The organism is Streptomyces sp. NPDC126497 (assembly GCF_040302425.1).
Lineage (GTDB): Bacteria > Actinomycetota > Actinomycetes > Streptomycetales > Streptomycetaceae > Streptomyces.
On the sequence record NZ_JBEORT010000063.1, the window covers coordinates 13,490 to 40,238 of the forward strand.

At 71.2% G+C, this 26,749-nt stretch carries 24 protein-coding genes; 8 read left to right on the forward strand and 16 right to left on the reverse strand.

Annotated elements, in window-relative coordinates; genetic code table 11:
* Positions 1-273: 273 nt before the first annotated feature.
* Together ABTY20_RS23725 and ABTY20_RS23730 are read left to right on the forward strand one after the other, a co-directional pair.
* Positions 274-2,217: an ATP-binding protein gene (locus ABTY20_RS23725; RefSeq protein ID WP_351999041.1), complete on the forward strand. Its 1,944-nt coding sequence runs from the start codon at positions 274-276 to the stop codon at positions 2,215-2,217.
* A 316-nt stretch (positions 2,218-2,533) separates the two neighbouring features.
* Positions 2,534-3,355: an AfsR/SARP family transcriptional regulator gene (locus tag ABTY20_RS23730; protein ID WP_351999042.1), complete on the forward strand. Its 822-nt coding sequence runs from the start codon at positions 2,534-2,536 to the stop codon at positions 3,353-3,355.
* A 49-nt stretch (positions 3,356-3,404) separates the two neighbouring features.
* Here ABTY20_RS23730 and ABTY20_RS23735 read toward each other — a convergent pair whose 3' ends face one another.
* The gene (locus ABTY20_RS23735) at positions 3,405-4,478 is read right to left on the reverse strand and encodes a methyltransferase (protein WP_351999043.1); all 1,074 of its coding nucleotides are present in this window, start codon (positions 4,476-4,478) and stop codon (positions 3,405-3,407) included.
* A 150-nt stretch (positions 4,479-4,628) separates the two neighbouring features.
* Complete coding sequence (locus ABTY20_RS23740; protein ID WP_351999044.1) at positions 4,629-5,696, reverse strand: polyprenyl synthetase family protein; 1,068 nt, start codon at positions 5,694-5,696, stop codon at positions 4,629-4,631.
* 296 nt (positions 5,697-5,992) lie between these two features.
* Between ABTY20_RS23740 and ABTY20_RS23745 the strand changes: the two genes are divergently transcribed.
* Both ABTY20_RS23745 and ABTY20_RS23750 read left to right on the forward strand, forming a co-directional pair.
* The gene (locus ABTY20_RS23745; protein ID WP_351999045.1) at positions 5,993-6,631 is read left to right on the forward strand and encodes a hypothetical protein; all 639 of its coding nucleotides are present in this window, start codon (positions 5,993-5,995) and stop codon (positions 6,629-6,631) included.
* Complete coding sequence (locus tag ABTY20_RS23750; RefSeq protein WP_351999046.1) at positions 6,628-6,810, forward strand: hypothetical protein; 183 nt, start codon at positions 6,628-6,630, stop codon at positions 6,808-6,810. Before ABTY20_RS23745 ends, ABTY20_RS23750 begins: the two co-directional genes overlap by 4 nt.
* A 218-nt stretch (positions 6,811-7,028) precedes the next feature.
* On the opposite strand, the gene ABTY20_RS23755 is transcribed toward ABTY20_RS23750, so the two are convergent.
* The 14 genes from ABTY20_RS23755 to ABTY20_RS23820 form a co-directional block, all read right to left on the reverse strand.
* The gene (locus ABTY20_RS23755) at positions 7,029-8,003 is read right to left on the reverse strand and encodes a 3-oxoacyl-ACP synthase III family protein (protein WP_351999047.1); all 975 of its coding nucleotides are present in this window, start codon (positions 8,001-8,003) and stop codon (positions 7,029-7,031) included.
* 64 nt (positions 8,004-8,067) lie between these two features.
* Entirely contained in the window at positions 8,068-9,255 is a 1,188-nt protein-coding gene (locus ABTY20_RS23760) for a hydroxymethylglutaryl-CoA synthase (RefSeq protein WP_351999048.1), read from the reverse strand.
* Complete coding sequence (locus tag ABTY20_RS23765; RefSeq protein WP_351999049.1) at positions 9,248-10,306, reverse strand: hydroxymethylglutaryl-coenzyme A reductase family protein; 1,059 nt, start codon at positions 10,304-10,306, stop codon at positions 9,248-9,250. The genes ABTY20_RS23760 and ABTY20_RS23765 overlap by 8 nt, the downstream gene beginning before the upstream one ends.
* Positions 10,303-11,394, reverse strand: coding sequence for a type 2 isopentenyl-diphosphate Delta-isomerase (gene fni, locus ABTY20_RS23770; RefSeq protein WP_351999050.1), 1,092 nt, complete (start codon positions 11,392-11,394; stop codon positions 10,303-10,305). Before fni ends, ABTY20_RS23765 begins: the two co-directional genes overlap by 4 nt.
* Positions 11,391-12,506, reverse strand: a complete 1,116-nt coding sequence (locus ABTY20_RS23775; protein WP_351999051.1) for a phosphomevalonate kinase — start codon at positions 12,504-12,506, stop codon at positions 11,391-11,393. The genes fni and ABTY20_RS23775 overlap by 4 nt, the downstream gene beginning before the upstream one ends.
* Positions 12,503-13,558 carry a diphosphomevalonate decarboxylase gene (gene mvaD, locus ABTY20_RS23780; protein WP_351999052.1) on the reverse strand — a complete coding sequence of 352 codons (1,056 nt, stop codon included), beginning with the start codon at positions 13,556-13,558 and terminating at the stop codon, positions 12,503-12,505. The genes ABTY20_RS23775 and mvaD overlap by 4 nt, the downstream gene beginning before the upstream one ends.
* On the reverse strand, positions 13,548-14,705 hold the full coding sequence (gene mvk / locus ABTY20_RS23785; protein ID WP_351999053.1) for a mevalonate kinase: 1,158 nt from the start codon (positions 14,703-14,705) through the stop codon (positions 13,548-13,550). Before mvk ends, mvaD begins: the two co-directional genes overlap by 11 nt.
* Positions 14,609-15,844 (reverse strand): cytochrome P450, encoded by a 1,236-nt coding sequence (locus ABTY20_RS23790; protein ID WP_351999054.1) that lies wholly within the window; start codon positions 15,842-15,844, stop codon positions 14,609-14,611. Before ABTY20_RS23790 ends, mvk begins: the two co-directional genes overlap by 97 nt.
* A gap of 210 nt (positions 15,845-16,054) precedes the next feature.
* Positions 16,055-16,984 (reverse strand): aromatic prenyltransferase, encoded by a 930-nt coding sequence (locus ABTY20_RS23795; protein WP_351999055.1) that lies wholly within the window; start codon positions 16,982-16,984, stop codon positions 16,055-16,057.
* 95 nt (positions 16,985-17,079) lie between these two features.
* On the reverse strand, positions 17,080-18,666 hold the full coding sequence (locus ABTY20_RS23800; protein WP_351999056.1) for a class I adenylate-forming enzyme family protein: 1,587 nt from the start codon (positions 18,664-18,666) through the stop codon (positions 17,080-17,082).
* A 74-nt stretch (positions 18,667-18,740) separates the two neighbouring features.
* The gene (locus ABTY20_RS23805; RefSeq protein ID WP_351999057.1) at positions 18,741-19,736 is read right to left on the reverse strand and encodes a class I SAM-dependent methyltransferase; all 996 of its coding nucleotides are present in this window, start codon (positions 19,734-19,736) and stop codon (positions 18,741-18,743) included.
* The gene (locus tag ABTY20_RS23810; protein ID WP_351999058.1) at positions 19,733-20,899 is read right to left on the reverse strand and encodes a DegT/DnrJ/EryC1/StrS family aminotransferase; all 1,167 of its coding nucleotides are present in this window, start codon (positions 20,897-20,899) and stop codon (positions 19,733-19,735) included. The genes ABTY20_RS23805 and ABTY20_RS23810 overlap by 4 nt, the downstream gene beginning before the upstream one ends.
* A gap of 5 nt (positions 20,900-20,904) precedes the next feature.
* Positions 20,905-21,474: a cupin domain-containing protein gene (locus tag ABTY20_RS23815; RefSeq protein WP_351999059.1), complete on the reverse strand. Its 570-nt coding sequence runs from the start codon at positions 21,472-21,474 to the stop codon at positions 20,905-20,907.
* Between the two features lie 30 nt (positions 21,475-21,504).
* Positions 21,505-22,575, reverse strand: coding sequence for a type III polyketide synthase (locus ABTY20_RS23820; protein WP_351999060.1), 1,071 nt, complete (start codon positions 22,573-22,575; stop codon positions 21,505-21,507).
* A 1,329-nt stretch (positions 22,576-23,904) separates the two neighbouring features.
* Here ABTY20_RS23820 and ectA point away from each other — a divergent pair.
* From ectA to ABTY20_RS23840, 4 genes are all read left to right on the forward strand, one after another.
* The gene (gene ectA / locus ABTY20_RS23825) at positions 23,905-24,405 is read left to right on the forward strand and encodes a diaminobutyrate acetyltransferase (RefSeq protein ID WP_351999061.1); all 501 of its coding nucleotides are present in this window, start codon (positions 23,905-23,907) and stop codon (positions 24,403-24,405) included.
* 55 nt (positions 24,406-24,460) lie between these two features.
* Complete coding sequence (gene ectB / locus ABTY20_RS23830) at positions 24,461-25,753, forward strand: diaminobutyrate--2-oxoglutarate transaminase (protein ID WP_351999062.1); 1,293 nt, start codon at positions 24,461-24,463, stop codon at positions 25,751-25,753.
* Positions 25,754-25,816: 63 nt separating this feature from the next.
* Positions 25,817-26,245 carry an ectoine synthase gene (locus ABTY20_RS23835; RefSeq protein WP_351999063.1) on the forward strand — a complete coding sequence of 143 codons (429 nt, stop codon included), beginning with the start codon at positions 25,817-25,819 and terminating at the stop codon, positions 26,243-26,245.
* A gap of 6 nt (positions 26,246-26,251) precedes the next feature.
* The coding region (locus ABTY20_RS23840) for a phytanoyl-CoA dioxygenase family protein (protein ID WP_351999064.1) at positions 26,252-26,749 on the forward strand (498 nt) is incomplete at its 3' end.

A 26,749-nucleotide genomic window follows, 5' to 3' on the forward strand; every position in this document is an offset into this window, starting at 1 on the left:
GGTGTCACACCATTCGGCCGCCCGCCGTCACCCACCGGAATATCACGCTCCCGTCGCCGGTGACGGCACTCCGCACCGCGCGTTCCCGTCCCCGTCCTTCGTCGGCTTCGGCATGCCACGCATTCACCTCACCAGCACCGGGGCAATTCATCGCCATACCTTCCCGGCCACCGTCTTGGAAGAATTAACGACATGAGCGACGTGGAATTATTTACGACATCGTTCGACGCGCCATCGGAATTCATCCGGTGGACCGAAGCGCAGTCGCCGGAAATGCGAAGAATCGCATCCCCCAGGGTGGAGTTCCGGGCGCTGGGTCCGTTGGAGGCGGTGGTCGCCGGCCGACCGGTGGACCTGGGGGCGCCCAAACAACGCAGACTGGCCGCGTTACTGGTCAGCCGGGCCGGCCGGCCGGTGCCGGTGGACGTCATGCTGGAAGCCCTCTGGGCACAGTCCCCGCCGTCCTCGGTGATGACCTCACTGCAGTCCTACGTGGCCAACCTCCGCAGGGTGCTGGAACCGGGCCGGGCGCCACGGACACCGCCGAAGGTGCTGCGCACCAGTGACCGCGGCTACCTGCTGGACGGCCGCGTCGTGGAGGTGGACGTCCACCGGTTCGAGAGACACGCCAAGGCGGGATGGCAGGCGTGGAACCGGGGGGATCCGCACGAGGCACTGAGCGAGTTCGAGGCCGGGCTGGCACTGTGGCGGGGCGAGGCCTACACCGAGGTCTCCCATTCCGTCCACGTGGCGGCGGAGGTGACGCGGCTGAAGGAGCTGCGGCTGTCGGTCGCCGAGGGGCGCTGCGCGGCGCTCCTGGCCGTGGGGGCCCACGAGGTGGCGGTCGCCGAGCTGGAGGCCTTCGTGCAGGCGCATCCGCTGCGCGAGTACGGCTGCGAGCTCCTGAGCCTGGCGCTGTACCGGGCCGGCCGGCAGGCCGACGCCCTGGCGGTGCTGCGGACCAATCAGAGACGGCTGGGAGAGGAGCTGGGCATCGATCCGAGGCCGGCGCTGCAGCATCTCGAGCGCGAGATCCTCAGCCATGCCCCGGCGCTCGACTGGCGTCCGCCCCCGGCCGGCCCGGCCGTGAGGGCGCCGGGCGGCCCCGGGACCGCACAGCGGGTCCGGGTGCCCGGCCCACCGTGGCCCGGACCGGCCGCGGACGAGGAGGTCTTCGTGGGCCGCGAGTCGGCGCTGCGGCACCTGGCCGCGGTCTCGGCCGCGGCCGCGCTCGGCCGGGGACGCGTGCTGACCGTGTCCGGTGAACCGGGTATCGGCAAGACCAGTCTGCTGCGGCGGTTCACCGGGATGACGGCGGGTGCGCCGGTGCTGTGGAGCACCTGTCCCGGCCATGTCGCCACACCTCCCTTGTGGCCCTGGCGGCAGGTGCTGGACAGGGTGGGCACCCACTGCCCGCGGCATCCGGTCCCGGGGCCCGTGGCCGAGGTGCTCGGCGGGCAGCCCCTGGACGGCGCGGACGCGGACGCCACCCTGCGGCAGTTCGAGGCGATCGTCCACTACCTGACCGGCGCGTCCCGCACCACACCGCTGGTGATCGTCCTCGATCACCTGCACCAGGCGGACCCGGACTCACTGCGGCTGCTGGCCCACCTGGCCGAGTCGGTGCGGGCGAGTCGCCTGCTGGTGGCCGTGTCCTACCGGTCCGACGGGGCGGCGGCCCTGACCGGGACGTCAGCGGCGCTGGCCCGCGCGGAGACGACCCGGGTGGAGCTGAGCGGCCTGAACGTCGCGGAGACCCGGGCCCTGGCGAGCGCCATGCTCCGGCGGGAGGTGAGCGGGGCCACCGCCGAGGACCTGCGGGACCGCACCGGGGGCAATCCGTTCTACCTGCGCGAACTGATCAAGGTGTTCGACGACGCCTGCCCGGGCCGGGGCCGCACGGCACCGGTGCCGGCACCCGTGCGCGAGGTGGTGCTGGACCGCGTCGCCCGACTCGACCCGGCCGCCGCCGAGTTGCTGTCCATCGCTTCCATCGCGGGCCGCAGCTTCGCCATCGACGCCGTCGTCGGCGCCTCGTCGCTCGGGATCGACGAGGCGCTGAAGGTCGTCGACACCATCGTCGCGGCGGGCCTGATAGGAGAGGACCCGCAGCGACTGGGCTGGTACTCCTTCACCCATGCCCTGACCGCGGAGGTGCTGTACCGGACCATGGGGCGGCTGCGCCGGGTCCACCTGCTGCGACGCCTCGGCGGGTAGTCCCGGGCGGGACGGCCCGGCGGCCCGGCGCCGACCCGGCGTCGGCTTGGCTTCGGCTCGGCGGCCGGTCGCGGTCGGCCGAGCGGTCACCAAGCCGGCGCCAAGCCGGCGAACAGTCCCGCTCAAGTCCCATGGACAACACTAGTGGGCACATGCGGCACCGAAACGATCCGGACAGACTGGCGCTTCATGGTCCTGAGGTCCGCCGGTCCGTCTCCCAAGGTATCGGCATGTTGTACGTGCCACGCAGCCTGGCCGACCCTTTCACGCCCATCGCGGTCTGCCAAGAAGGACTCGACGAAGCACGGGGGAAGAAGTGAAGATTCAGGTACTGGGTACTTTATGTGCCGAGGTGAACGAGAAGTCCATTGTCCCGACGGCCGCCAAACCGAGGCAGATCCTGTCCCTGCTCGCCCTCTCTCCCGGGCGGGTGGTGCCCGTCCCCACCCTCATGGAGGAACTGTGGGGGACCAAGCCGCCGCAGAGCGCGCTGGCCACCCTCCAGACCTACATACTCCAGCTGCGCCGGCGCCTCGGCAGCGCCATGGGCCCCGACTCCCCCGGCACGGTCAAGGAGGTCCTCACCACCCGGCACGGCGGCTACGCGCTGGAGACGCCCCCCGAGAGCGTCGACGTGCACGCGTACGAACGCATGGTCGCGGAGGGCAGGTCGGCCTTCGACGCCGGCGACGACGCGGTCGCGGCCGACCGCTTCCGGCAGGCGCTGGCCCTGTGGCAGGGTCCGGCCCTGGTCGACGTGCGGACCGGGCCCGTCCTCAAGATAGAGGTCATGCGCCTCGAGGAAAGCCGCCTCGGTACCGTCGAGCGGAGGATCGACGCCGACCTGCGGCTCGGCCGGCACACCGAACTCCTGCCGGAGCTGGCGCAGCTGACGGCGCGCCACCCGCAGCACGAGGGCCTGCACTCACAGGCCATGCTGGCGCTGTACCGGTCGGGCCGGCAGGCGTCGGCCCTCGACGTCTACCACCGGCTGCGCCTCCGGCTGGTCGAGGGGCTGGGCGTCGAGCCCTCGCCGCGGCTGCAGCGGCTGTACCAGGCGATGCTGGTCGTCGACCCCCAGCTGGACGTCGTCGCCGGACCCCGGCGCGGCTCGACGTTCGACCTCTACGCCGCCTGAGGCCCCGGACGGCCGGCGGCTCCCACCGAGCGGCCGGCCTCCGGCCGGCTCAGGCCCGCTTGGTCGCGCAGATGACGACGCGGTTGATGATGGCGTCCGGCGGAATGTCGGCGGGGTCCTTGGCGCTCACCTCCGTGACCTCGAACCCGCTCTCCTCCAGCCAGCTCCGGTAGGTGGACAGCTTCTGCAGTCCGCCGCGTCCCACCACGCAGCCGAGGATGTAGGCCGGGAAGAAGTCGGCCTGGTAGTCGTCGGTGTCCCTGATGTCCTCGGGGTACACGGGCGCGAGGACGACGATCCGCCCACCGGGCTCCAGCGCCCGGTGGGCGTTCCTGAAGATGGTGCGGACCTCGTCCTCGTCGTACATGTCCACGAAGTGCTTGAGCAGCATCACGTCGAAACCGCCCGGAAGGGACTCCAGGACGTCACCGCCCACGAACGAGCAGTGCTCCGCGACACCTCGCGCCTCGAAGTTCCGCAGGCACTCGGCCTCCAGGGCGGGCCGGTCGAAGGTGGTCACCCGCAGACCGGGCGACCCCTTCAGCTGGTACGTCATGATCGCCCCGAGCCCGTTGCCGCCCTGCACGTCGAGCACCCGCGCCCCGGCCGGGACGTCGAAGCTGCGGAAGAACCAGGGGTAGACACTGGCGGTCTCGTTCCGGGCCAGCGGCCCCCAGGCGGCGCGCACCTCCTCGACCTCGGCCGCCGCCTCGAACATCGTGCCCTCGAACCCGTAGAGCTCCTTCAGACCCACCACGCTGCCGGTCGACACGCTGTCGGAGAGGTAGTACAGCTGCCGCAGCATGCCTGTCTTGATCATGCTCATGAAGGTCAGGACGCGCTGGAGGTCCGTCTCGGCGACGTCCGCGAGCGCGTCGAGGGCGTAGCCGCCGGTGGCCTCGTCCCGGGCGACGAATCCCTCCTTCACCAGCAGGTGCAGCAACTGCTCCACGGCATCGGGCTTCGCACCCACCGCGGCGCCGATCCCGGCCGCGGTCAGGCCGGGCTCCTTGCGCAGCGCGTCCACCATGCCGAGCTCGAAGCAGGCGTAGAGGTTCATGAAGCGCGTGGGGCCCACCATGTACTCGCGCATCCGGGCGAGTACGGCTTCAGGGTTGGACACAGGAATCCCTTCGCATCGACATCCGGGACGGGGCTCTGCGGCCCCGGGCCTTCCAGCGAGTATCGGCAGCGCTGCTGGAGCGCCGGTAGAGCGGCGCTGTGGCGCGGCCCGGTGCCCGGCGGCCGCCCGGGGACCGGGCAGACGCCGGGCTCAGGCGCTGCGGTAGGCGACCCGCCGGGCCATGTCCGTCAGTTCACCGCGCCACGCCTGGTCGATGGGCGCGTCGGCGATGGCCTTGCAGCCCCGCTCGACGAGGCCGGCGATGTGCTTCTCGACGTCGGCGGGAACACCGGTGTCCACCAGGCGGCGGCGCACCTCGTCGGGTGTGTGGCCCGGCTCCGTGATCAGGCCGTGGATGCGCTCGTCGCGCTGCATCGCCCAGCCCAGCAGCAGCGTCATCTTGTGCTGGGTGAAGTCGAGACCGGTGGGCTTGCCGGTGTCCGTGGAGTCACCGAAGGCGTCCAGCAGGTCGTCACGGAGCTGGAACGCCTCGCCCACCGCCTCGCCGTACTCCTCGAAGGCAGGGGCGAGTTCGTCGCGGCCCGCGGCGCTCGCGCCCACCACGAGGGGCCGGTGGATGGTGTACCGGCCGGACTTGATCCTCGCGATCAGACGGGCGCTCCGGGGCGAGGCGGAGAACTCGGCGGCCGCGTGGACGTCCATGTACTGGCCGATCATCACTTCGGAGCGCAGCCGGTTCCACTCCGGCAGCACCTGCCTCGGCGCCTCGGCCATCAACGCGTCGGAGTAGACGAGCGCGAGGTCGCCGACGAGTATGGCCACGCCCTCGCCGTACCGGCGTGACTCACCCTGCCATCCGCGGCTGTCGTGCAGCGCCGCGTGCTTCGTGTGGACGGTCGGCAGCCCGCGCCGCCTGCTGGAGTCGTCCAGGACGTCGTCGTGGACGAGGGCGGAGATGTGCAGCATCTCCAGGGCCGCGCCGGCGGCCACGATCCCGGGGTCGCCGGGGTCACCGCCGGCGGCGAGATAGCCGGTGACGCAGAAGGCGGGCCGGATGCGCTTGCCGCCCGACGCCATCAGCTCGGCCAGCGCGTCGACGGGGACGACCGCCCCCTCGTGCACCTCCGCCCACACCTCGCGCTCGGCCGCGAGGAGGGAACTCAGCCTGTCCTCGACGCGGCGGAGCAGGTCGGCGGTGGTGCGTCGGGCGTGACCGGCGGCCTCCCGGCCGGTGTCACGGATCGCGTCGGACGTCACAGGCATCTCCTCGGGTTCTGACGGTGGGGCACTCGAGCGGGAACGCCTGGGTGAATCTGGAATTCCCCTGTAGCGGCGATCGACCGCGAATGCACGACGTTGACACCCCGAACCGCACCATGGAAATCTCCCTGTGCGTCCGGGCCAAAACGGAAAGGGCCGCTGTTCGCCGAGCCACAGGCGAATCCTCCACCGCGCCCCCGTTCCTCCCGTGGGCCGTCGGTCCGACCGCGACCGGGCGGTCCCCACAGGCAGCTCATGTCATCCGTGACGGTCGCCGGGCGAACCACCTCGGAATGGAGATCGAATTGGAGTTACACGCCTGCCCGGGAACTCCGGACAAGGTCCCCGGCGAAGCGGCCGAATTCGCCCTCGGCGCCCCGCGCGTCCGGCGGCTGGAGAGCAATCTGCGCGCACTCCCCGGTCTCTACCAGGAGAGTCTGCACCACGTCTCGCCCCTGTCCAGGCGCATGCACCACACGCGGGTGTCCGGGAGCCGGAGCCTGGACCACCTGGACGTGTCCGCGCTCGACGCCCGGCACAACATCCTCGCCGTTCTCGAGTCGTGGGCCGGGTTCGTCACCGACGAGCTCGGTGGGGTCGCGCCCGCGCGCTCGGTTCCCCACATGACGCGTTTCCTGCTGCGCCACCTGAAGTGGCTCACGGAACAGCCGTCGGCGGCGGACTTCGCGGACGAGATCGACGCCCTGCGGCTGGAACTGCTGCGCACCATCGACCCGGCACCCGGGGAACCCCAGGTGTTCGTCTGGGAGTGCGTGGTGACCGGCTGCAGCGGAAGGATCACCACGTCGCCGCAGCAGCGGACCGCGGACGGCACCGGCATCCGGTGCTCGTCGGGGCACACCTGGGAACTGCGCGAATGGATCACCCTGCGACCGCTCGTCGAACAACGGCGGAAGGCTGTCGGCGCATGAGGAAACCGCCGTCCCACCGCCTGGTGCCCATCAAGGTGGCCGCGCTCGCCGCGGGTGTGTCCGAGGCGACGATCCGCAAGTGGGTGAGCCGCGGGAAACTCACCCGCTACGGCACACCGGGCCGGTCCGCGTTCGACATCGAGGAACTCACGCAGATCGCCGTGCAACGACGGCGTTAGACGAGGCGGAGGCGCTGGACGACGGTCGCGCGTCGTGGCCGTCCCGGGACGCGCGCCGGGTGGCCGTCGCCGAAGCGGCCCGCGGCGAGCGCCACGGCCCGTTCGTGCGGGCTCGGCCCCGGTTCCGGGGGACCCTCCACACCTCGTCGTCATGGTTCCCGCTTCCGCCGTCGTCGGGAACGCCGCGCGGGGCCGCGGTCCGCGGCCCCGCGCGGGCTTCACCACTCGACCAGCGCGAATCCCACGGCCATGCCCCCGCCGAAACCGGCCAGGAGGATCAGCTCACCCGGCCGGAAGGCTCCTGTGCGGGCCGCTTCCGCCAGGGTGATCGGGATGGAGGCGGCTCCCGTGTTGCCGTAGCGCGCGAGCGTGAGGTGCATGGTGGCCCTGGGCAGGGCCAGCTGCGCGAAGAGGGAGTCGAGCATGACGCCGTTGGCCTGGTGCGGGACGAAGTGGCCGATGTCGCCGGGGCCGACTCCGCTCTCGTGGAGGAACTGCTTGGTCAGCAGCGGCAGGCGGTCCTCGACGAAGCCGCGCACCGCCCGGCCGTCCATCGTGAAGTACTGGAGGCCGGCATCCAGGGCGGCCCGGTCGGCTGGCAGCCGGCTGCCGCCGGCGGGCACCTCGATCAGGCCCGACAGCTCGCCGAAGGTGTGGGCGGTGATGCTGCGGATGCGTGCTCCCCGTCCTGGGCCCAGAACCATCGCGCCGGCACCGTCACCGAACAGTACGACCGTCCTGCGGTCGGCCGGGTTCAGGATGCGCGAGTACACGTCGGCGCCGATGACCAGTGCGTGTCCGCCCCGTCTGGTGAGGATCCCCTCGGCCGCGGCGAGCGCGAACACCTCGCCGGAGCACACGGCGTTGACGTCGAACGCGGCCGCGCCGACGGCGCCGAGCAGGTGCTGGACGTAGGCGGCGGTGGGCGGCTGGGGCCGGTCGGGCGTGGAGGTGGCGACGACGATCATGGACAGCTGGTCGGCGGTGATGCCGGCCGACCGCAGCGCGGCCCGCCCCGCCGATGCCGCCAGGTCCGAGGTGGCCTGCCCGGGGGCGGCCCAGCGGCGTTCCCGGATCGCGGTCTTGCGGACGATCCAGGCGTCGTCGACCCCCGCCGCCGCGCCGGCCTCGTCGTTGGAGACGACGCGGTCCGGCACATGCGCCCCCGTGCCGAGGACCCCGACTCCGGTCATGCGTCCGTCCTCCCCTCGGGTGGTCCTGGATGCGCCGTGCGAACGGCCCGCGGAGTCAAGGCCGTCAGCGCGTCTCGTAGATGCGCTTGTGGTCGCGCAGGGCCGCCAGCCGGAAGGGGCCCGTGGTCTCGGACGGGGTCCGGTGGTCCCCGCCGTCGGCCGGGAAGGAGTACTCGTGCAGCCTGCGGTAGCGGGCGTAGTCGATGGGCACGCGCCGGTCGATCGCCGCGCGGTGCGCCTCGGTGCGCAGGTGCTCCCGGTAGCCGGGGACGACGGAACCGGCGAAGAACTCGGCGACGCTGCCGGACCCGTAGCTGAGGAAGCCGACGGCCCGCCCGTCCAGGTCGTCCGCCTGGTCGAGCAGCGCGGCCAGGGCCAGGTACACCGAGGCGGTGTAGCTGTTGCCGATGACGTTGTTGTAGGCCGTGGTCAGCCCGAGGTCCCGGGCGACGCGTTCCTCGTCGACGCCGTGCCCGCAGTAGTTCAGCAGGTGCCGGTGGGCCTTGTAGGCCATCTTGGTGAACGGCTGGTGGTAGCAGAACGCGGCGAACTCGTCGAGCGCGCGCCCGCCCTGCTCCGCGTAGTCCTTCCAGCTGCCCTCCACCGCCAGCAGGTACGCGCCGATGGACTCCTGCCCGTCGACCAGCGCGGCCTCGCGGTAGTTCGGCCGCCAGAAGTCCATGACGTCGGCGGTGAACACGCCCGAGGGCTCCTCGATGCGCACCAGCGCGGGGTCTGCGCCGACCAGCATGGCCACGGCGGCGGCGCCCTGAGTGGCCTCGCCCGGGCTGTCCAGCTCGTACTTGGAGACGTCGCCGGCGACCACGAGGACCCGCTGCGCCGGGTCGCGGTGCACCAGGCCGAGGGCGAACTGGAGGGCCGCCGTCGCCCCGTAGCAGGCCTGCTTGAGTTCGACGACCCGGGTGGCCGAGGGCAGTCCGAGCAGTGAGTGGACGTATATGCCGGCCGACTTCGCCTGGTCGATCGAGGACTCCGTCGCGAAGACGACCGTCCGGATGCCGTCGCTGCCGTGCCGCTCGATGACGGGCGCCGCGGCGGCCGCCGCCATGGTCACGATGTCCTCGTCGGCGGCGGGCACGCTCATCGACCGCTGGCCGATGCCCTTGTGGTACTTGGCGATGTCGGTGCCGTTGTGCCGGGAGAGGGCCGTGTGCGGCAGGACGAACTCGGTCGTCGCGAACGACAGGTCGTGGATTCCTGTGGGTGAGTCGTTGGCCATTTCCTCAGACACCGGCCTTCTCCGTGTTGTTGTCGCGTTCCATGTGGACGTGTGCGCGCATGAGTTCGCCCGGATTCGTCTGGGCCGCGAGGAGGGACAGTTCACCGCACAGCACCGTCGCCGCCGCGATGACGGCGAGCCGGCGCGCGTTCTCCCCGGGGGCGCGCTCGGCCCGGCAGCCGAGCCGGGTCAGGTTCGACTCCACGAAGCCGAGCCCCTTGCCGTTCCCGACGGAGCCCACGATCAGGTTGGGCAGGGTGCAGGCGAAGTAGAGGTCCCCGTCCCGGTCCTCGGCCATCACGACGCCCTGGGAGCCCTCGACGATGTTGGCCGCGTCCTGGCCGGTGGCCAGGTAGAAACCGAGCAGCATGTTCGCGAAGTGGGCGTTGGCCGAGCGGATGCCGCCGGCGAGCAGGGTTCCGAGCATGTTCTTGCGGATGTTCAGCTCGACGATCGAGGCGGCCGTCGTGCGCAGGACGCCCCGCACCACGTCACGCGGCACGAGCAGCTCGGTGACGACGTTCTTGCCGCGGCCGAGGATGCCGTTGATCGCGGTCGCCTTCTTGTCCGTGCAGTAGTTCCCGGAGATCGATCCGTAGGAGATGCCCGGAATCGTCTCCAGCAGGTGCCCCAGGAGGACGTCGGAGGCGAGCGTGGCCATGTTGTGGCCGGAGGCGTCGCCCGTGCTGAACTCGAACCGGACGAACAGCAGGTTGGCGTTGATCTCGTGGCGTATGCCGATCAGTTCGGCGAACCGGCTGCAGGTGCGCACGACCTCGCGCAGCTCGCCGATGCGTGCGTCGATGGTCCGCACGGCCGTCAGCGCGGTCTGCGCGTCCACCGCCTCCAGGAGCACCGACCGGGTCATCCGCTCGTCCACGAGGGTGGCGACGATGCCCCGCTCGGAGAGCATGGACACCTTCGCGCCCCGGCCCACCGAGGGCCACAGCGGTGATTCGTAGGTGGCCAGCGGGACCGGGGTCTCGGTGGTGGCCACGTTCCCGGAGATGCGCAGGGGACCCACCCACCGCATCGGGACCCCGGCGATCGCGTTGTCGGTCATCGTGTGTTTCCCGTCGTGTCGTGAGGGACGTCGAGGCCGCCGGAACGGCGGGCGAGCGGCCGGGTGTCGATTCCCCGGTCGACGCAGAAGTCGCGGAGCTCACCGTGGATCAGCAGGTCGCAGCGCGCCAGGTCGGCGGGGGTGCGGGCGCCGAGCACGGTCAGGAGTGCGGCCAGTTGGTCGAGCCAGGCCGATATCCGCGCGATCAGCGCCTCCACCCCGCCGTCGAGCAGGATGCGCAGGAACGTGCCGGAGACGCCGACGCCGGACGCGCCGAGCGCCAGCGCACGGGCCACGTCGAGCGGGTTGCGCACACCACCGGAGGCGAGCACGGGGATCGGGGCGTCCTGCGCGTCCAGGAGGCAGGCGGCGGTGGACTGTCCCCAGCCCGTGAGGTAGGCGTAGTCGGCGAGTTCGCGCCGGCCGTTCTCGATGCGGGCGAAGTCGGTGCCGCCCCGGCCGCCGAGGTCGGCGACCTGCACGCCGAGGCCCTCCAGCAGGCGGACGGTCTCACGGCTCAGCCCGAAGCCGACCTCCTTCACGATCACCGGGACGTCGACGCCGGACGCGATCCTCTCGATCTGCGGGACCCAGGACGAGAACGACCGGTCCCCCTCCGGCATCACCGTTTCCTGCACGGTGTTGACGTGGATCTGGAGGGCGTCGGCCCGGAGCAGGTCGACGGCCCTCAGCGCCTGGTCGACGGAGGCCGTCGCATTGACGTTGGCGATGACGAACCCGTCCGGGTTCTCCTCGCGCAGCACGCTGAACGTACCGGCGGTGTCGGGGTCCTTGAAGTAGGCGCTCATGGACCCGGAGGCGATGGGCACGCCGGTCTCGCGGGCGGCGATGCCCAGGTCCCGGTTGATGACGCCGGTCCGCTCGCTGCCGCCGGTCATCGCGTTGATGTACAGCGGCACCCGCCAGGAGATGCCGGCGAAGGCGGTGGCCAGGGAGACGTCCGGCCGGTCGAGGCCCGCCAGGGCGTGGTGGACGAACGACACCTCGTCGAACTGGTTGCGTCCGCGGTGCTGCTGCTGTTGCTCGACAGCGAGCCGGACGTGGTCGTCCTTGCGTTGAGCGATCATTCCTCGTTCCCTTCCGCGGCGGGGCGGACCGGCAGGGGCACCACCCCGGCCGAAGCCCACCGCTCGTGCAATCGGGCGGTGTCCCGCGGGGCGGCGGCGTCCAGCAGGGCGATGCCGCAGTCGCCGCCGCCCGCCCCGGAGGGCTTGGCCGCGGCTCCCACGGCTTCGGCGGCCTCGCACAGCGCCGTCAGCCGGGGCGTGAAGACGCCCAGGGCGACCGCGTCGTCCAGGAGGGCCAGCTCCCGCCGGGCCCGGCGGACCTGCTCCTGCAGCCGCCGTCCGTCGCCCCGCTCCAGTGCGTCGATCGCCGTACGCACGCAGTCGTTGGTGGTGCGGACGAACCTCTGGTGGGCGGCGGTGCCGCGCCAGGGCCGCCGGTGCAGGCCGGACACCAGGGCTGCGGTGGAGGCCGGGGTTCCGGTCCAGCCGACCTCCAGCGAGAGGCCCTCCGGGGCCGGCAGGCGACGCACCCCGAAACCCGGCCAGGGCGCGCGAAGCGCCTCCTCGACACCGCGGTCGCGGGCGAGGGCCCGTACGGCGTCCCGGTCGGGCGCCCGGTAGGCGATCCAGCCGCCCCAGGTGCTGGCGGCGAGGTCGCCGCCGGAGCCCTTGGGGTCGATTTCGGCGGTGGCGAGCAGGGCGAGGCGGAACCGCTCCTCGTCGGACAGCGCGAGGCCGCAGAACGCCGCGACGGCGGCCACGGTCGCCACCGTCACCGCGCCACTGGAACCCAGGCCGTACTTGGTGCCGTCGTCGTGCAGGCCGCTCTCGACCGACATGCCGAACGTCGGTGCGGGAAGGCCGCGTTCGGCCAGCAGCCGGCCCACGGTCTCGATCGCGGACGTCACATGGGCGAGTCCCGCGCCCGTGCCCTGCCCGCGGTCCGTGCCGTACGGTCCGAGCCGGCCGTCCCGCCACCGCAGGCGCGCCCCGCGCGGGCCGAGATCGGAGGTGATCGCGACGCCCTCCCCGGTGGGGCCGGTCACGGTCACGGTGACGTGGCGGTCGACCGCCACGAGGATCGCCGGGTTGCCGGGCTCCACCACCGCGTACTCCCCCGCGACGAACAGTTTGCCCGGCGCGCGGCGGACGACGGTCCGCCGGAGGGTCATCGGTCGTCCCCGTGCAGCAGGCGGGCACCCGGCCCCGGCCCGGCGACGAGCACCGAGCCGCCCGGGACGGCGTCGCGCACCGTCCGGGCGACCCGGTCGGCGTCCGTACGACGGCACAGCACCTTGACGTTGGGGCCGGCGTCCATGGTGGCGTAGGCGGGGACGCCGTCCCGCCGGAGCCGGAGCACGCCGTCGAGGACGGTGAGCGTGGCGGGCGACAGGTAGCGCACGGCCGGCCGCGCCGCGAGCATGGTCGCGTGCATGCCGAGCGCGTTGCGCTCCGCTATCTCCCCGACGGCCTCGATGTCGCCGGCGAGCAGTGCCGCCCGCATCTCGGTCAGGTCGCCCCTGCTGGAGACGGCCCACGACTCGTACAGCGGGGAGGTGTCGACGGTCCGCCGCATGGCCTCCCGGCTGGACACCGTCTTCGGGCCCGCGTCGACCACGGCGATGACCAGTGCCGCGTCGAGGTCTCCCACGGGCACGGGCTCGGCGTGGGAGCCGAGGTCGGCCTCCGCCGCGGTGCCGGAGGCCGGGCCCGCGTGCCACACGGCGAAGTCCCCGAAGACCGACCGGGACGCCGACCCGGAGCCGCGCCGGGCCAGCCGCGACAGGGCGGTGGCGTCCAGGTCGAGCCCGTACGCGGCCGCCGCGGCGAGGGCGAGGGCGGCGAACCCGCTCGCGGACGACGCGAGGCCCGCTCCGGTGGGAACGGTGTTCTCGCTGTCCACCACGGCCCTGTGCGCGAGCCCGGCCCGTTCCCGCACCAGGTCCAGGAACGCGACGACGCGGCGCAGCGCCTCGCCTCCGGCGGGCCGGCCGTCGAGGGTTACCTCGTCGTGCCCGGCCCCCGGGGCCAGACGGATGCGGGTGGTCGTCGGAAAGACGTCCAGGGTCATCGACAGGCTGTCGACACGGGGCAGGACCAGCTGTTCGTCCCGCTTGCCCCAGTACTTGATCAGCGCGATGTTCGGGTGCGCTACGGCGGTGGCACCTCCGGTGGCGCCCCGCTCCCGCGCGTGGCCGAGGGGGGCCGGGCTCTCACGTCGCATGCTCGGCGCGTCCTCCCAGTGGCACGACCCAGCTCCGCACGGCGCCTGCCGCGTGCAGCCGCCGGACGACCTCCTCGGACTGTTCCGGCCGGGTCAGGGCGATGACGCAGCCGCCCAGGCCACCACCGGTGATCTTGGCTCCGAGGCCGCCCGCCGTGAGCGCGGCCCCGACGAGGGCGTCGATGCCGGGAGTGCTGAGCCCGGCCTCCCGCAACAGGTCGTGGTAGTCCGTCAGCCGTGAGCCGAGCTCCTCCTCCCTGCCGTCGGCGAGGGCGTGCCGGGCCTCCTCGGTCAGCCGCGATGCGCGGTGCACGAATCTCTCCTCCGCTCCGTCGTGCCGCTGGAATCCTTCGCGCAGCAGCTCGACCGCGTCCTTGGTGCGGCCCACGACACCGCTGTCCGCGATGACGAACAGGCCGTGGCAGCCGATGCTCAGTTCCCGGGCCTCGCCCCGCTGGAACAGCAGCGGGGCGGACGCGCCGACGGCCCGTGCGTCGACGCCGCTGGAGCGGCCGTGCGCCACGTTCTCGGCCGTCTGCACCAGGTCGAACACCTCGGTCTCCGTGACCTCGCGGCCATGGAGATCGGCGAGGGCGTGGACCACCGCACGCGCGCAGGCCGCACTGGAGCCGAGGCCCCGGCCGTGCGGGATCGCGCAGTCGATGACCACGTCGAGGTGCTGGCCGTCGTCCACGCCCAGGGTCGCCGTGAACTCGGTGACCAGCCGGCGAAGCCCGTCGGACGCCTGCGTCACCACCGGCCGCGACGGGGAACCGCTCATCGTGAAGGACACGGTGCCCGGTCCGCCGCTCCCGCGGCGGGACCGGCGGGCGTCGGCCGTGACCGTCAGCTGCGGAAGGGGAAGAGCGAGTGCCGGAGCCCCGTACACGACGGCGTGTTCCCCGAGCAGAACGGCTTTGGCGTGGGCGCGACCGGTACCGGCGGAACGGGTCCGGCGGTCCGTCGACACTCCCTCCGCCGACGTCGGCAGCGTCACAGCACTCAACTCCCCTTGTCTTGTCTGCGGTGGGATCGCATCGTCCTCGCGGGTTACCGCGGCTGAGGGACCATGAGAAGGCGGCGGGGATGGAGCGTGGTCTCCGGCGCTGTGCGGACGGGGCGGCCGGAGCCGGCGGTCAGCTTCCATTCCTGTGTCACCACGTCGAGGATGACTTCGAGTTCCTGCCAGGCGAACGGCTCCCCGATGCATCCCTTCGACCCGATGCCGAAGGGGATGTAGGAGGCGTCCGCCTTGTCGGGCCGGACGGTCAGCCACCGGTCGGGGTCGAACCGGTGCGGGTCCGGGTAGCGGTCGGGGTCGCGGTGCAGCAGGTAGGAACTGAACACCACGTTCGTTCCCGCGGGGAGCGGGTGGTCGCCGAGCACGACGTCCGAAAGGGTCTTCCGGCACGAGATCCACACCGGGGGGTAGAGGCGCAGGACCTCCATCAGGAACCGGAGGGTGTAGCCGGGGGCGGCGTGGTCGTGGGGGGCGCTTCCGCTCCGCCTGAGCATCAGGTCCTTGAGGAGCCTCTCCTCGACCAGGGGGTTCCTGGAGAGCAGGTACAGGGACCACGACATGACGGAGGCCGTGGTGACCGTGGCCGCGGTCAGCATCATGGCCGCCTCTTCGCACACCTCGTCCGCCGTCAGGCGACGGTTCCCCTCGTCGTCGGAGTCCGTCAGGAGCGCCGAGAGGTAGCCGCCCGCCGATTCCGGGGAGTCCATGAGGCCCGCGATGCACGCCGCGAGTGATTCCCGGAACTCCGTGCGCGCCCGGGACAGCTTCCGGGACGCGCCCGGCCGCGCCGCGCGGGCCGCCGACTTCCCGTAGAGCGGTTTCCTGATCATCTCCCAGGCCAGACGGGAAAGGCGCCCGCTCAGCTCTTCCGTGGTCCCGGACGACAGCCCGGTGATGAGCGTTTCCACAGCGATCCCGCAGGTGATCCGGCACATCTCCGCCTGGATGTCCACGGCGTCCCCGGCCCGCCACGAGGACACGGCGCCCCGCACGATGTCACGCATGGCGGGAACGTATGCGTCGACCTTCGACGACCGCAGGTAGGGATTCGCCAGGCGCCGGTAGTGCCGGTGCATGGCCTCGTCCTCCGAGAGCATTCCCACCCTGCTGAGGTTTCTGGCCTTCCGGAAGAGTTCACCCTTGCCGTAGTTCTTGCTCTCGCTCACCAGTATTTTGCGCACCAGGACCGGGTCCCCGACGAACACGGCGTCGAGGCCGTCGACTGTCAGGCGGCGGAGCCGGTGTCCTCGAAGGAGACCCTCCATACGACTGAACTGGAATACTGGACTGCCCTGTCCGCCCGGATCTTCCGGGCCCGAGGTCGTCCGACTCATTATTGCACTCACCTCTCGTACGCAATTCTGCGTGCGGTCCGTGACTGAGCTGCATGAGAGCAGACCGAAGAAGGGAATCCCGCAACGGGCGGGATTCCCTGGGGGCCGGCCCCGCGGCCGGCGCGCGAACCGCTTCTGCGGTTATGCGGGTTCCTTGTCGCGAGCGGCGATGTAAGCGGCGTTCAGCCGACTGACGGAGCGCCAGCGGTAGTACGACTGGAGTTTGTAGTACTCCTCGCCGTCGGACGTCACGGCGGCGTAGACCATCTTGGGGTCGTCGACACCGTACGGGACGTTCTTCACGAAATGCTCGATCTTGGTGCCCAGCCGGGCGAAGTACGCCATCGGGTTCTCTGTCTTCACACCGTAGGAGATCCGCTCGATTTCGTTGGATTCCCAGTTCTGGGTGGTGTAGAGCCCGAACGACTTCTCACAGAAGGCGAACATCCGCTCGCTCGGGTTCGGCAGCCCGATGTCCCGGTGCATCGCGAGGACGGTCTCCCGCTCGAAGCACTCCGGGGGCGCCGCGAGGTACGCGTTCATCGTTCGGCTGCGGTAGTCGATCCCGATCACGTCCACCTTGTCGGCCAGGCCGTAACGGGTGAAGAAGTCGATGTTCCCGGCGAGGCTCGGCGGCATCGACGCCAGGCGGTTGAGCCGGTCCAGGGTCTCCTGCTCTCCCGCGGGGAAGTACACCCAGATCTTCTTGAACCCGGAAGTGACTCCGAAGTCGATGCCGTAACTGTCGATGGGGCAGAGCCGCTGGATGTCCGAGAGCAGGGTGCCGATGGGGTGGTCCGTCCTCGCGATCAGCCCCTTCGACAGGGCGACCTCGTACGGATCCACCTCCTTGGGAAGGGTGAAGCGAGCGTCGAAATCCCCTTCATGCCGCGCGTTGGTGGCCACCCTGAAGGCGATCACGGCCTGGTCCAGCGCGTCCTCGTACGCGCTGAGGACGGGCAGGACGATGTCGCGCGAAGCGGTCACGTCCAGCAGAGCGGCTGACTTCTCAATGGCTGAGTAGACACTCGCCACATCGACGTCGACGGTACCCGGCATCATCACTCCCATGAGTCGGTCTCGGTTCCTGTGTGCGTCGCTCACAGGGGGCTCGCGAGCCGTACGGCGACGGTCCTCCGCCGCCGCGGCGGTCGGCTGATCGCGGGTCAGTCCCGCTTCTCGAGCCTGTCCTTGAGCCGGTCGGCCAGTGCGAGGCGCTGTACCTTGAGCGTGCCGGTGCGCGGCAGCTCGGCCTCGGGGATCTGGATCGGGTCGGCCAGCTGCGGGAAGTCGGCGACGGCCGCACGCCAGCGGGCCGGGTCCAGCGGCCGGTCACCGTGGGTGCAGAGCACCGGGACGGCCTCGGAGTCCGGGCCGTGGACCACGACCAGCTCGCTCAGCTCCTGCAGCCTGGCGAGGACCAGGTCCTCGACCTCGAGGGAGCTGCGGACCCCGGGGATCATGTCGACCTCGCGGTCGAGCATGTGCAGGCAGCCGAACCTGGTGAAGTACCCCACGTCCCCGGTACCCCACCAGTCACCGTCACGGTGGTCGGCGTAGCGCTCCTCCTCACCGAAGTACGTCTTGGCCAGACCCGGCCAGGAGACCTGGATGCGGCCGGGGTTCCGCTCCGTCGGGCGCGTGCCGTCGCGGCTGACGACACGCACCTTCGCCGAACCCAGGGGCATCGGCCAGCCGACGCAGCGGCCGTTGACCTTGTGGGCGGAGTGGCGGAAGTAGGCGCGGCCGACTGCGGGCCCGACCTCGCTCTGCCCGTAGATCTGGAAGAACAGGGCGCCCCGCCGCTCGGACGACGCGAGCAGCCGGCTCATCGTCCTGGGATGGATCGCGTCGAAGGTGCTGCTGAAGCACTTCACCGAGGCGAACGGCTTGCGCGGGTCCTCGGTCAGGCCCTCCCACGCCATCAGTGAGTTGGGCAGCGCCTCGACGAGACCCGGCCGGTTCTCGAGGAACAGGTCCGCGACCCTTGCGGGGTCCGACTCCTTCATGAGCAGCACCGGCATCTCCCTCAGGAGTGCCAGAGCCATCGCCGCGACGTTCCGCGAGTGCACGAAGGGGAGGTGGATGGCGACGTTCTCCCGTTTCCGCATGAGGGAGAGCATCCGCCACTGGGGCTTGAGCCGGATGCCCTGGGTGCGGGGCGTGTGCACGACCAGCTTGGGCACCCCGGTGGTGCCCGAGGTGTGGGTGATCACGGCGGCCTCGTCGATGGGCCGCACCACGGGCCTGACCCGCGGCGCCCCGGCGACGGTGTCCAGCGACACGGTCTGCGGCCGCTCGCCGGACACGATGACCACCCGCCGGGTCAGCTCCGTCAGGGGCAACTCGGCCAGCACGTCGAGCTTGGCCTCATCGGTGAGCAGGTTCGGCCGGTCGACCCGCTCGAGCAGGGCGCCGACCGTCACCGCGTCCAGACTGGGCGAGAGCAGCACGGGCACCGCGCCGATCCGGGACGCGGCGCAGGCCAGCATCCACACGTCGGCGTTCGCCCTCTTGTGGAGCACGACGTGCTCGTCGGGCCGCACACCGGCGGCCCACAGGCGGGCCGCCAGGTCGTCGACCAACTCGGCGAGCCGGGAGACCGTCAGGTGCCTGCCCACCTCGGGAAGGACGTCCAGGTCGTGGTCGAGGGTGATCGGCGTCGCCCCGTTGACGGCCGCGGCCATGGCCGGCAGCAGGCCGATGTGAAGACCGCGCTCCTGTATCGATCGATAGGCCACGGAACCCTTCATGGGCTGTCTCCTCTGCGGGGATCAATGAGCATGCGGGCTGTACCGAAGTCCGTGACGACGCTCCGGTCCGCCGCCTACCGGGCGATGACCAGGGTGGCGGGCGGCGCGGAGCGGAACGAGACGTCCGTGAAGCCGGCCTTGACGAGCCAGTCGTGGTAGTCGGACCGCCGCCAGGTGCTGCCCTGCTTGCTCTTGAGCAGCATCTCGGAGGCGAACAACAGGGGGAAGGCCGGACCGCTGCGGTCGTCGTCGACGATGTAGTCGTTGACGACGAGGGCGCCGCCGGGCTTGAGGGCCTGCCGGAGCCGGGTGAAGACCTCCACGTTGCTCTCCGGGCCCTCCTGGTGGGCGATGTGGGAGTACACCGCGACGTCGTACGCGGCGGTGCCGAAGTCGGTGGTGTGGAAGTCGCCGTCGACGGTGGTGAACCGGTCGGCCACCCCGCGCTCCGTCAGCAGCCGGCGGGCGATCGCGTTGATCGGCTCCCAGTCGAGCTGGGTGGAGCGGGCGGCCGGGTTGGCCTCCAGCCAGATGCCCGAGTAGACGCCCGAGCCACCGCCCACGTCGAGGATGGTGATCTCGCCGGCCTCGGCCAGCCCGAGCTCCTCGGCGGCGATCGTGGCGGCGGGCACCGACTGCGCGGCGATCGCCGTGACGATCCCCTCCCAGTGCGGGTTGTTGGCCACTTCCACCACCGGGTTCGTCACCGGCCCCCCGACGCGGACCACCTCGGCCAGGTCGGCCAGGCTGCCCATGTGGGTCAGCTTGAGCCTGGCGAAGTTGCTCAGCGAGCCGGGTCTGCCGTCGACCAGGTAGGCGGACGCCTCGGCGGTGTTGCGGTAGCGGCCGTCGTGCCGCTCGACCAGACCGATGCTGACGAGTCCGTCGAGGAGGGTCTGCGCGCCCCGCTCGGAGATCCGGGCGCGGTCGGCCAGCGCGGCCGCGGTGCCCGCGCCGTCCTCCAGGTGGTTGAAGAGCGAGTGGGTGGCCGAGGCGGCGAGGATGCCGGTGGCCCAGTAGCCGTTGATCAGCCTCATGACGGTGTCGGGCGACGGCTGGTGGTTCGTCATGCTGCCCCTCCTGTGGACCGGGTGGCCGTCGAGTGGGTCCGGACCGCGCCGCGCAGGGCGTGCACGACCCTCTCGACCTGGTCCGGGGTGAGTTCCGCGTGCATGGGTACGGCGAGGTTGCGTGCGAAGAGGTCCGCCGAGACCGGGCACTTCTGCTGCGACCGGAACACCGGCTGCACGTGGGTCGCCCACGCGCCCTGTCCGCAGCCGATCCCCTGGCCCCGCAGTTCGGCGGCGACCGCCGAGCGGTCCACACCCGCGTCCAGCGTGACGACGTAGGACTGCCAGGCATGGGTGCGGTCCTCGGGTACGGACGGCACCGTCAGGAGCTCCTCGTCGGCGAGGAGCTCGGTGTACTGCGCGGCGACGGCGTTGCGACGGGCCAGCAGTTCGTCGACCCTGCCCAGCTGCACCTGCAGGATCGCCGCGGCGATGTCGGACAGCTTGTAGTTGTAGCCGATCTCGGTGAACTCCGGGATGGGCAGGCCGACGACCTTGCCCATGTCGAAGATGCTGCCGATGCCGAAGGAGGAGCGCAGCCGCGCGTCCGCCCCGATCTTCGGATCGCGCGCGAGCAGCGCGCCTCCCTCACCGCTGGTGGCTCCCTTGCGTCCGTGGAAGGACAGGCAGCCCACCTCGGCGAGCGCGCCCGCCTGGCGGCCCTGGTAGGTGGCGCCGACCGCGCAGGCGGCGTCCTCCACGAGGAACAGGCCGTGACGGTCGGCGATCGTCTGCAGTTGCGCGTAGTCGGCGGGGACGCCGAGCGTGTCCACCGCGATCACGCCGACGGTGCGGGGGGTGATCAGGTCGGACACCGACTGCGGGTCGACGGTGCCGGTGTCGGCACGTACGTCGGCGAAGACCGGTACGGCGTCGACGTAGCGCACGGCCTGGGCGGGGGCCGGGAAGGTGTAGTCGGCGACGATCACCTCGTCACCGGGCTCGACGCCGAGGGCGAGCAGCGCCAAGTGGAGCGCGGCACCGCAGTTGCTCGCCGCGACGGCGTCGGCGACGTCGTACTTCTCGGCCAGCTGGGCCTCCAGGGCCTTGCCCCTCGGGCCCTGCCCGGCCGGCCAGCCGGAGGAGAACACCTCGGCGACGGCGGCCAGTTCCTTCTCCCCGAGGCTTGCGTGAACCAGGGGGATGGGAGGGGTCGTCTCCATCGCGGTCACCTCTCGTCCCGCTCGGCGTTCGTTTTCCGGCCGGGGCTCCCGGCGCCGGACGGCGGCTCGAAGCGCAGCGGCGTGATCTGGCTGACGTCGTACCGCCGGCGCATCGCCTCCACGGCCGCGGGGTCCACCGCGGTACCGCGTGACCAGATCTCGGCGATCTCCTCGAAGTAGGCCTCGTGTTCGGGCGAGGGGTAGCTCTGGAAGAGCATTTTCACCGGCTTGTCCGTGGCGTTCCGGAACGCGTGCGGGGTGCCGGGGGGAACGAACATGCAACTGCCCTCGCCTGCACGGACGACACGGTCACCCTTGGGGGACCGCCAGTGGTGCCAGGTGTCCGTCGTGCGCTCGGTCGGCTCGAAGCACAACAGGTCCAGCTCGCCCTCCAGGACGTAGAAGAACTCCTGGGACCGGTTGTGGACGTGCGCCCCGACGTCGAATCCGGGCGGAACGATCACCTCGAAGATCGATACGGAGGATCCCATCTCCTTCGTGGCCTTGAAGGTCACCTCCTGCGCCGGGGTGACCAGCTTGCGCCCGACACCGGCCGGGATGATGAGGTCGGTCATGTGTTCCGCTTCCTTTGTCGGTGCGTGGGCTCAGGCGAAGGGCCGCGGGACGCCGCCGGCCGCCCAGGTCCCGAGCACCATCTCGGCGGTGATGCCCGGGCCGAAGCCGGCGATCAGGCCGGTCGCACCGGGCGCGGGCGCGTCCTCCTCGAACAGCCTGCGGGCGGCCTCGAGGACGACGGCGCTGGCGATGTTGCCGTACTCGTTCAGGGTCGACCAGCTGTGCCGGAACACCTCGCGGTCGACTTCGAGGAACTTCGCGAGGTCGTCGAGGATGCGCGGACCACCGGCGTGAATGATGTAGAAGTCGAGCTTGCCGACGTCCCAGCTGTGGTCCTTGGCCAGCTCGCGCAGGACCGGGGCGAGCGGCTCCATCGTGCCGGGCACGCGGCGGTCCAGCTGGAAGTGGAAGCCGGTGTCCTTGACCGCGTAGGAGATCCAGTCCTCGGTGCCCGGGATGAGGTAGGAGGCGTTGCGCTCCAGGTCGATGCCGACGCCCCCTTCGCCCCGGACGACGGCGGCGGCGACCGCGTCGCCGAACAGGCCGTCCGAGAGCAGCGAGCCGATGTCGTCCGCGTCGGGCTGGTAGCAGAGCGAGCACAGTTCGCAGGAGACGATCAGGACGTTGCTGCCGGGGTGGGCCATGCAGAAGTCGTGGGCGCGGTTGATCGCCGCCCCGCCCGCCGCGCAGCCCAGCTGGGCGATGGGTATCTGCCGTGTGTCGGAGCGGAAGCCCAGGTTGTTGATCAGCCACGCCGTCAGTGACGGCATCAGGAACCCGGTGCACGACACGTAGATGATGGCGTCGATGTCACGGGCCTTCAGCTCCGCGTTGGCCAGGGCCTGTTCGACGACCTGGGGCGTGCGCTTCTTGGACTCGACCTCGTAGATGCGGTTGCGCTCCTCGAAGCCCGGATGGTGGAGCGTCTTCTCGATGGGCTGGACGATGTGCCGCTTCTTGACACCGGTGTTCCGGATCAGGCGTAGCGCCAGGGCGAGTTGGGGCTTGCCGGCATGGGCTTTCGCGGCGAACTCCAGGGTCTCCTCCACGGTGATGACGTGTTCGGGCGCGTTCATCGCCGGCTTGCATAGCCTCGGCATGTCTGGGATCCACTTCCTCAGGGTCTCGACGGCAAGGGCAGTGGGGCGTCGCGCTGGCGGCGGGCCGTTCTCGCCTCCGTCCTCGGTGTGGTCGTTGACAGGTTCCGCGCGGTGGCCTGTCACGCCCGGGTGAATCGGGCGTGACAGGCCACCACTCGCGGTCGGACGCCGCACGGCCCTGACGGGTGGTCTCACGGATCTCCGACACCGCGGGCTTCTTCGTGACGCGCCGCCGGACCGCACCGGTCACGGCCGCGGTCCGTGTCGCGTCGGCACGCGTCGTGCGCCTGGGACTGGGGCGGGACGGGCCGCGGCCGTGACCGGACTGCCGGACCGACCCTCCGCTGTGGCGGCCGGGTCGGAGGTGAACGTCGACGGCGAGTCGCGTCCGCCCTTCGAGGGAGGGGACTTCAGCTGCTCGAATGCTCGAACAAGGTGACCGACCGCTGTGGTTCACAGAGGGCTCGGTCTCGCCTGCGGGGGATCGACGGGATGGCGGTCGGTCCCGGAACGGCGGCCAATCCGCTGCCTCGCGACTGTTTTCGGGCAGGGAAGGTGTGCCGAAATTGTGACACGGGAGGAACCCCCGTGCCAAGGGCGTCATATGTGACACAGGTCACACCGACGGCGCGGCGCGCCCTGCGCGTCGATGCCCCCCAGGGCTCCGCGGACGGCGGCGATGTGCTCCGCGGCCCGTGGGGAGGAGGCGTCGACGACGTGCAGGACCGGGTCCGCCCGCGTCACCTCCCGTCCGCGGGCGGCGCCGGCTCCCCCTGCGCCTTGCCCTCGGAGCTGCGGGCGGGCTCGGCGAAGACGTTCGGGATCAGCACGGTGGGGTCCACCACCCGCACCCGGCGCCGCCCTCCGGGCCGCGCACCCGCGCCGGACCCGGCCCGCCGTAGGCGATCGCCGTCTCCGCGCTGCCGGGCCCCGACCGGTTCCGCGAGCCGGTGCACCGTGCCCGAGCCGGGGTGCGTCGCCGGTTCGCCGGTCCGGGCCCCGATTGATAGAATTCCGTCGCCCTTCCCGGAAAGGCCGCGCGAAACAAATCGCGTGCCTTCCGTTTCTCCACGGTCGGCGAGGGGATTTCCCGGTTCCCAACATTTAAACAGGCCGGCCCCTCTGGCCTTCCGCAGCCTCACGGACGTAGCATCGGAACGAAGGTGTTCGACCTGCGTTCCCCAGCGGGCGGCCGGGACAAAGGCGCTTCCCGTAAGGAATGCGGCCCGCCGGAGCGGGAAATCCCGGCACACACGGAAGACACCCGAGCCGATCCGGACGCACCCGACCACGCGGGCCGGTGGGCGCGGGGAGAGCGAGATGTGTTTCATGGACACACTGGTCATGACGGCTCCCACGGTCGAGAACGGGTCCGCGGCATGGCGCATCGCCCGTGATTCCGGGGTGCTCGACGTGAACTCCTCCTACAGTTATCTGCTGTGGTTCAGGGAATTCGCCCGCACGTCCGCGGTGGCTCTGCGGAGCGATGGCGCGCCGGTCGGATTCGTCACGGGGTTCCACCGCCCCGAGCAACCCGGCACCCTCGTCGTCTGGCAGATCGCCGTGGACCGGGAGCGACGGGGACACGGCGTCGCCGGCGCCCTGCTGGACCACCTCACCGCCCGGTTGGCGGCCGCCGGCGCCCTCCGGTACCTGGAGACGACCATCAGCGCGGACAACACCGCGTCGGACCGGCTGTTCCGGTCGTTCGCCGAGCGGCACGCGGCACCGCTCGAAAGGGACGTGCTGTTCCCCGCGGAGCTTTTTCCCGACACCCATGAGACCGAGTTCCTGTACCGCGTCGGCCCACTGCGCCGGCAGCGGGCGTGAGCGACGGAACCGGCATTCCCCCTCCCTTCCCTCTCTTCGGAGGAGAGTTCCCCCCATGGCATTCGGAAATTCCGACCAGGACGTCTTCGAAACGCTCGAGTCCGAAGTGCGCAGTTATCTCCGCAACTGGCCCGCGATGTTCGACCGCGCCAGTGGAAGCCGACTGTACGACGAGAACGGCCGACCGTACCTGGACTTCTTCTCCGGTGCGGGCGCACTGAACTACGGGCACAACAATCCGGTCCTCAAACGGGCGCTCCTCGACTACCTCGGCAAGGACGGCGTCACTCACGCCCTCGACATGTCGACGGTCGCCAAGCGGAATTTCCTCGAGACCTTCCGGGAGATCGTGCTGGAGCCGCGCGGACTGCCGTACAAGGTGATGTTCCCGGGGCCCGCCGGAACCAACGCCGTCGAGGCGGCCCTGAAGCTGGCCCGCAAGGTGAAGGGCCGGGAGTCCGTCGCCTTCTTCACCAACTCCTTCCACGGCATGTCGCTGGGCTCCCTCGCCGTCACCGGCAACGCCTTCAAGCGGGCGGGCGCGGGCGTTCCGCTGGTGCACACCGCCCCCATGCCCTTCGACGACCCGTCGGACGACCGGACGTCCGGCTTCTCGTGGTTCGAGCGGTTGCTGGAGGGCGGGGGTTCCGGCCTGGACACCCCCGCGGCCGTGATCGTGGAGACGGTGCAGGGCGAGGGCGGGATCAACGTGGCGCGGGCCGAGTGGCTGCGTGATCTCGCCGAGCTGTGCCGGCGTCACGACATGCTGCTGATCGTCGACGACATCCAGATGGGCTGCGGCCGCACCGGAGCGTTCTTCTCCTTCGAGGAGTCCGGTGTCACGCCGGACGTCGTCACCCTGTCGAAGTCGATCAGCGGCTACGGGCTGCCGATGGCGCTGACCCTGTTCCGGCCCGAACTGGACGTCTGGGAGCCGGGCGAGCACAACGGCACCTTCCGCGGCCTCAACCCGGCCTTCGTGACGGCCACCGCCGCGCTGGAGGAGTACTGGCGCGACGGCGGACTGGAGAAGCAGACCCTGGCCCGCGGCGAGGAGATCGGGCAGGCCCTGGAGGCCATCGCCGCCGAGGGGCCGGCCCGCGCCTCCGGCGTACGCGGCCGGGGCCTGGCGTGGGGTGTGGAGTTCGCCGACGTCTCACGCGCCTCCCGCGTCCGCGCCCGCGCCTTCGAACTGGGACTGCTTCTGGAGACGTCGGGTCCCGAGGACGAAGTCGCGAAGCTCTTCCCGCCGTTGACCGCCGGCGACGAGGAACTGGAGGAGGGGCTCTCGCTGTTCGCCCGTGCGGTGCGGGAGACCGGGCCCCCGCCGCGGGCCCCCCGCCGCTGAGCGCGCGGTGCCACGGGGCGCGCGGGCGACCGGTCCCGCCCGTAGGAGAAAGGTGACACCAGCGTGATCGTCCGTTCGTTCAAGGAGATCGAAGGCACCGACCGGCACGTGAAGTCGGCGTCCGGCACGTGGGAGAGCAAGCGCATCGTCCTCGCCAGGGAGAAGGTCGGCTTCTCCGTGCACGAGACGATCCTGTACGCGGGCACCGAGACCGACATGTGGTACGCCCACCACGTCGAGGCCGTCGTCTGCACCAAGGGCGAGGCCGAGCTGACCGACCGCGAGACCGGGAAGACCTACACCATCACGCCCGGCACCATGTACCTCCTGGACGGCCACGAGCGGCACACGCTCAAGGTCACGGAGGACTTCCACTGCATCTGCGTCTTCAACCCGCCCGTCACCGGACGGGAGGACCACGACGAGAACGGCGTCTACCCTCCCCCAGAGCCTGAAGCCTGGGGGGACCCCCAGCTCACCGAGGAGGTGTGAGTCACCGTGACCACGACCACGCACGTCACCGACCTCTACCCCACCCGCGGCGCCACCGAGGTGGCCACTCCCCGCAAGGACCCGGTGGTCTGGGGCTCCCCGGACACCCCCGGCCCCGTCCCGGCCGCCGACCTGCAGGCCCTGGACCGCGACGGCTTCCTCGCCGTCGACCGGCTCATCGCACCCGACGAGGTCGAGGTGTACCGGCGCGAGCTGGAGCGGCTGATCGACGACCCGGCCATCCGCGCGGACGAACGCTCCGTCGTCGAGCCGAGGTCCCAGAAGATCCGCTCCGTCTTCGAGGTGCACAGGATCAGCGAGGTCTTCGCCGAACTGGTGCGCGACGAGCGGGTGGTCGGCCGCGCCCGGCAGATCCTCGGCTCGGACGTCTACGTCCACCAGTCCCGGGTCAACGTCAAACCCGGCTTCGGCGCCGGCGGCTTCTACTGGCACTCCGACTTCGAGACCTGGCACGCCGAGGACGGCCTGCCGAACATGCGCACC